The sequence below is a fragment of the Methylobacterium sp. WL18 genome (assembly GCF_008040015.1).
Classification (GTDB): Bacteria; Pseudomonadota; Alphaproteobacteria; order Rhizobiales; family Beijerinckiaceae; genus Methylobacterium; species Methylobacterium mesophilicum.
Genome location: NZ_VRVD01000335.1, coordinates 1 through 5066, shown reverse-complemented (window position 1 = coordinate 5066; position 5066 = coordinate 1). Strand labels below are relative to the sequence as shown.

7 protein-coding genes are annotated in these 5066 nt (G+C 70.9%); 5 read left to right on the top strand and 2 right to left on the bottom strand.

The genetic code is table 11. From position 1 onward, the window contains the following. The 3 genes from FV228_RS19905 to FV228_RS19895 all read left to right on the top strand — a co-directional run. On the top strand, positions 1 to 761 hold a 761-nt coding region (locus FV228_RS19905), incomplete at its 5' end, for an MFS transporter (RefSeq protein WP_147856200.1). A gap of 10 nt (positions 762 to 771) precedes the next feature. After that, positions 772 to 1092 carry an SMR family transporter gene (locus tag FV228_RS19900; protein ID WP_147856199.1) on the top strand — a complete coding sequence of 107 codons (321 nt, stop codon included), beginning with the start codon at positions 772 to 774 and terminating at the stop codon, positions 1090 to 1092. A 183-nt stretch (positions 1093 to 1275) separates the two neighbouring features. Further along, a complete protein-coding gene (locus tag FV228_RS19895) occupies positions 1276 to 2310 on the top strand; it encodes a TerC family protein (RefSeq protein WP_147856198.1) in 1035 nt (344 codons plus the stop codon). Between the two features lie 125 nt (positions 2311 to 2435). On the opposite strand, the gene FV228_RS19890 is transcribed toward FV228_RS19895, so the two are convergent. Continuing rightward, positions 2436 to 3188, bottom strand: coding sequence for an N-acetylmuramoyl-L-alanine amidase (locus FV228_RS19890; protein ID WP_147856201.1), 753 nt, complete (start codon positions 3186 to 3188; stop codon positions 2436 to 2438). Between the two features lie 222 nt (positions 3189 to 3410). Here FV228_RS19890 and FV228_RS19885 point away from each other — a divergent pair, with 222 nt between their 5' ends. Next, the gene (locus tag FV228_RS19885) at positions 3411 to 3683 is read left to right on the top strand and encodes a prevent-host-death protein (RefSeq protein WP_147856197.1); all 273 of its coding nucleotides are present in this window, start codon (positions 3411 to 3413) and stop codon (positions 3681 to 3683) included. Beyond that, positions 3680 to 4081, top strand: a complete 402-nt coding sequence (locus FV228_RS19880) for a type II toxin-antitoxin system VapC family toxin (protein ID WP_147856196.1) — start codon at positions 3680 to 3682, stop codon at positions 4079 to 4081. The genes FV228_RS19885 and FV228_RS19880 overlap by 4 nt, the downstream gene beginning before the upstream one ends. A gap of 5 nt (positions 4082 to 4086) precedes the next feature. Here FV228_RS19880 and FV228_RS19875 read toward each other — a convergent pair whose 3' ends face one another. Further along, positions 4087 to 4827 (bottom strand): TerB family tellurite resistance protein, encoded by a 741-nt coding sequence (locus tag FV228_RS19875; protein WP_147856195.1) that lies wholly within the window; start codon positions 4825 to 4827, stop codon positions 4087 to 4089. Positions 4828 to 5066: the final 239 nt, after the last annotated feature.

Here is a 5066-nt window from a genome sequence, read left to right as displayed (position 1 = left end):
TGGCGGCCGTGCTCGGCTGCGGGTTCGCGGCCCGGCTCGCCACCGCGGCCGAGCCGCTGATCCCCACGCAGGTGCTGAAGGACCGGGTGGTCTACAGCGCCACCCTGTCCGCTTGCTTCGCGATGGGCACCTTCATCGGCCTGACCATCTACGTGCCGATCTTCCTCGAAGGCGTGCTCGGGCTCACCGCCAGCGAATCCGGCGTGGCCCTGGTGCCCCTGATGGTCGGCACCGTCACCGGGGCGACGCTGTCGGGCCGGTCGATGCTGCTGTTCCGGCACTACAAGCGCGTGCCGCTGGCCATGATGAGCGTCAGCATCGCCTGCTGCGCCGTCATCGCCCTGGAGGGGCGGGCGCTGCCGTTCTGGCTGATGGAGGTGATGCTGGCGCTGCTCTCCATGGGGATCGGGACGATCCTGCCGCTCTCCACCATCGCGATCCAGAACGCCGTGGAACCGCACCAGCTCGGCATCGCCACGGCGGCGATGAACTTCTTCCGCTCGCTCGGCGGCGCCCTGATCGTGGCAGCCTTCGGGACGATCGTGCTCGGGGGGGCCGCCGGGACCGGGCACGACGTGGAGAGCCTGATCCGGGGCGGCGATCCCGCGCATCTGGCCGAGACCTTCCGCTCGGTGTTCCTGGCCGCCTGCGTCGGCCTGGTGGCGGCCCTCGGGTTCCTCGCCTACATGGAGGAGCGCCCGCTCGGCGAACGTCCGGCGGCAAAGCCCGACGGCGCCCCGGCCGCTCACACCCCGACATGAGGACACGACCTTGGCTTGGCTGATCCTGCTCGCGGCCGGATTGCTGGAGGTGGTCTGGGCCTATGCGATGAAGCGCTCCGCCGGCTTCACCCAGCCGATCCCGAGCGCCGTGACGGTGGTGGCCGCGCTCGGCAGCTTCGTCCTGCTGGCCTTCGCGATGCGCAGCCTGCCGCTGGGCACCGCCTACACGGTCTGGACCGGCATCGGGGCGGTGGGCGCCTTCCTGCTCGGCATCCTGATGCTCGGCGAGAGCGCGAGCCCGTTGCGGATCGCCGCGGCGGCGCTGATCGTGTCGGGCCTGGTGCTGATGAAGCTGTCCGGGGAGGCCTGAGGCCCGGCCGCGGACGCGGCCCGAGGCGCGCGTCACCCGCGCGCCGCGACCGTGCCCTTGATTCGCCCGGTTCGCCCGCTTAACTCGCCCCTATCGGCTGCGGGCCCCTCTGGCGGGCGCTGTTCAGCGCCCGTGATGTCGGAGCCGATGCTTTCCTTCCGGAATCAGCATCAGGTCCCGCACATGATGGACGTTCTAACCGTCGAATGGCTCGGCAAGCCGTTGTGGATGTGGCTCGGCTTCCACGTCCTGATCGCCTGTCTGCTCGCCTTCGATCTCGGGCTGCTGCACCGGGACAAGGACCACGAGATCGGGGTCCGCGAGAGCCTGTTGCTGACCGGCTTCTACCTCGCGCTCGGCCTCGCCTTCGGCGGCTGGATCTGGTGGTATCTCGGGCCGCAGGCGGGCGAGGAATACGTCACCGGCCTCGTCGTCGAGAAGTCGCTGTCGATGGACAACGTCTTCGTCATCGCCATGATCCTGGCCGCGCTCGGCATCCCGCGCGCCGCCCAGCACCGGGTCCTGCTCTGGGGCATCCTGGCCGCCGTCCTGCTGCGCGGCCTGATGATCGGCCTCGGCGCGGCGCTCGTGCACCAGGTCCACTGGGTGCTGTCGCTGTTCGCCGCGTTCCTGATCTTCGCCGGCCTGAAGATCCTGTTCTCGGGTCCCGAGGAGGAGGGCGACTTCCAGAACAGCGCCGTCGTGCGCTGGATCAAGAAGACCTTCCGGGTCACGCCCGAGCTGCACGGCCAGCACTTCGCGGTGCGCCGGCCCGACCCGGCCACCGGCAAGAAGGCCCTGTGGTTCACCCCGCTGGCCCTGGCCCTGGTGCTGGTCAACGGCGCCGACGTGATCTTCGCGGTCGACAGCGTGCCGGCGATCTTCGCGATCACCACCGACACGTTCGTGGTCTACACCTCCAACATCTTCGCGATCCTGGGCCTGCGCGCCCTCTACTTCGCGCTGGCCGCGATGGTCGACCGGTTCGCCTATCTCAAGACCGCGCTGGCCTTCATCCTGATCTTCATCGGCGCCAAGATCGTCGTGGCGGACACGTTCGGGCTCATCCACGTCCAGCCCTGGGTCTCGCTGGTGGTGACCCTGTCGCTGCTGACGATCGGCGTGCTCTACAGCCTGTGGCGCACCCGCACCGATGCGCCGGCCCAGGCGGTCTCCGGCCCGGCCCACGGCCACGAGGCGCCGGCCCATCGGGCCTGAAGTCCAGGTTTCAAAAGGCCGGGACCTTTTGCGGGTCCAGGGCAGAGCCCTGGAACGTCTCGTGGGCTCCGCCCCCGAACCCCGCCAAAGGGCTGAGCCCTTTGGAATCCCAGGATTTCCCGGTGCTAGGCTGGTAGCGCGGAGATCAGGTCGCGTAGGGTGGTGATGGTCGAGGCGTCGGCCACGCCGTCCACGCGCTTCTGGCGGAAATGGCGCTGGAACGCCGTGACCACCGCGTGCGTGCGCGCGTCGAACACACCGGTCACCGGAAGCTCGTAGCCGTAGAGCGCGAACATCGCCTGCAGCGCCTCCACGGGCTGTCCGGCATCGCCCTGCGCGAAGAACCGCCCGTCCCGGAGCCGGGCGGGCGGCACCCGGTGGCCGACGCCGGCCGCCGCGAGGCGGTCCCAGGGAAAGGTCTCGCCCGGATCCTCCTTGCGCTCCGGGGCGATGTCGGAATGGCCGAGCACCCGTTCCGGCGGGATCGGCCAGCGCCCCAGGATGTCCAGGGCCAGGGCGATCACGGCATCGACCTGCGCGTCCGGATAGGGCGGCAGTCCACCGGCATGGCCGGGATGGACGATCTCGATCCCGACCGAGCGGGAGTTGAGGTCGGTCACGCCCTTCCAGGCGCCCCGGCCCGCGTGCCAGGCGCGCCGGGCCTCCGGCACCATCTGGACGATGCCGCCATCCTCGAACACGAGGTAGTGGGCCGAGACCTCGCTCAGCGGATCCCGCAGCCGCGCCAGCGCGGCGGCGCCGCTCGCCATGCCGGTATAGTGCAGGAGCAGCATGTCGGGCTGCGCTCCGCGGCGCTCGCCATGGTTCGGCGAGGGCGCCACGCGGCGGGCGAGGGGGCTGTCGGGGGTCAGCGTCATGGCGGGCTTGTGCATCATCCCGAACGATCGTTTCCGGCTTCCGAAAAACGACGATGCGAAACCAGAGACCGGGCGCATCGTCCGGGTTCCGATATCCGGGACGCTGCCCTTGTGCCATGGCTCGCACCGCGATGCGGCGTCGAAAGTTCCGGATCGCGCCGGCCCGTCATTGACGGCGTTCGGACCATGCGCCCACATGCGGCGCTGCAGTGGAGGTCGACGATGGCCGGCCCGGTACGGAACAAGACGGCACCCCGACGGATCGGCGTGAAGACGTTCCGGGGCAACATCGATGGCTTCCTGCGCGAGGCCCGGGACGGCAACACGTTCCTGGTCACGTCGCGCGGCGAGGTCTTGGCCGAGATCCACCCGCCCGCGGACGCTGTCCGCACGGCCCGGACGCCCGGGATGCTCCGTGGCCGGATCGCCATGGCCCCCGATTTCGACACGCTCCCGCCGGAGGTGCTGGCGGCGATGCAGGGCGAGGAGCGGTGAGGCTCCTGCTCGACACGCACGCCATGCTCTGGTGGCTCGCCGACTGCGATCCCCTCGGGCACCGGGCCCGTGCCCTGATCGCGGATCCGGGCAACGACGTGCTGGTCAGCGTCGCCTCGCTCTGGGAGATCGTCGTCAAGGTCCGGATCGGCAAGCTTCAGGCCGATATCGCGGAGATCGACGCCGCCCTCGCGCGCGACCGGTTCATGCGGCTGGAGATCCGCCCCGCACATCTCGCGGTGCTCGGCAGCCTGCCGATGCACCCCGATCATCGCGATCCGTTCGATCACCTGCTCGTCGCCCAGGCGATCAGCGAAGATGCGACCTTCGTCCCGGAAGACCGGCACGCCCCGCTGTATCCTGTGCGGCTCGTCACCTGCTCAGACCCGGCGGTCTGACGCGCTCACCGCGCTCCGCGCTCCTGCACGATCCGGTCGTAGGCGGCGTTGATGGCGGCGAGCCGCCGCGTGGCGATGGTCACGGCCTCGGCGGGCAGGCCCCGGGCCAGCGCCCGGTCGGGGTGATGCTCGGCGACCAGCGCCCGGTGACGGGCCTTGACGGTGGCCTCGTCGGCCTCCGCATCGAGGCCGAGGACTGCGTAGGGATCGTCCGGCAGCCGCACGTGCCGGGCCGCGATCCGCCGGAAGGCGGCATCGTCGAAGCCGAAGATCGCCGAGACGGCGCGCAGGTAGCGCTCCTCGGCCTCGTGCAGCGCGCCGTCGGCGCCCGCGATCTGGAACAGGCCGTCGAGCACGTCCTCGAGCAGGGCGGGCTCGTCGCCGAAGGTCGTCGCGAGCTGACGCGCGTAGGCTTCGAAACCGTTCGTGGTCTTCTTGGCCAGGTCGAACAGCCGCTCGACGCCGGATCGCGCGGATTCGTCGACGCGGACGACCCGGCCGAACGCCTCGACCTCGGAGGGCAGCACGACGCCGTCGGACTTGGCCATCTTGGCGGCCAGCGCCACCAGCCCGGTGGTGAACACCACGTCGCGCGGCGTCGGGCCGAAGGGCGCGCCGATCCGGTCGACCAGGAAGTGGCCCGCGACGCCGCCGATCAGCGCCCCGAGCGGACCGCCCACGGCAAGGCCGAGCCCGGCACCGCCGAGCTTACCCCAGGGGCCCTGGAGTTTGGCCCCCTGGCTCATGGACGGGCCGATCCCGAGGGGAAACGCGGACTCGGTGCGGTCATGTCGGCGGCTTCGCGTCCGGCACCGGGGACGCCCCGGCCGACGCCGGGATAACCGCTCCTCGGGCGGTGCGGAAGGGCCGGGACGCGCCCGGCCCCCCGGCTTTAGCGGCAGTAGATGTTGCCGTAGGCGTCGCGGTAGGTGCCGTAGGGGCAGCGCGGCGCCGTGGAGGCGCCCACGATGGCGCCGCGCTGCCC

Excerpts from the sequence above, each read along its gene's own strand:
- FV228_RS19885 (WP_147856197.1), top strand. The coding sequence starts at position 3,411 with ATGGCCGGCCCGGTACGGAACAAGACGGCACCCCGACGGATCGGCGTG.
- FV228_RS19890 (WP_147856201.1), bottom strand. The coding sequence starts at position 3,188 with ATGACGCTGACCCCCGACAGCCCCCTCGCCCGCCGCGTGGCGCCCTCG.
- FV228_RS19875 (WP_147856195.1), bottom strand. The coding sequence starts at position 4,827 with ATGAGCCAGGGGGCCAAACTCCAGGGCCCCTGGGGTAAGCTCGGCGGT.
- FV228_RS19895 (WP_147856198.1), top strand. The coding sequence starts at position 1,276 with ATGATGGACGTTCTAACCGTCGAATGGCTCGGCAAGCCGTTGTGGATG.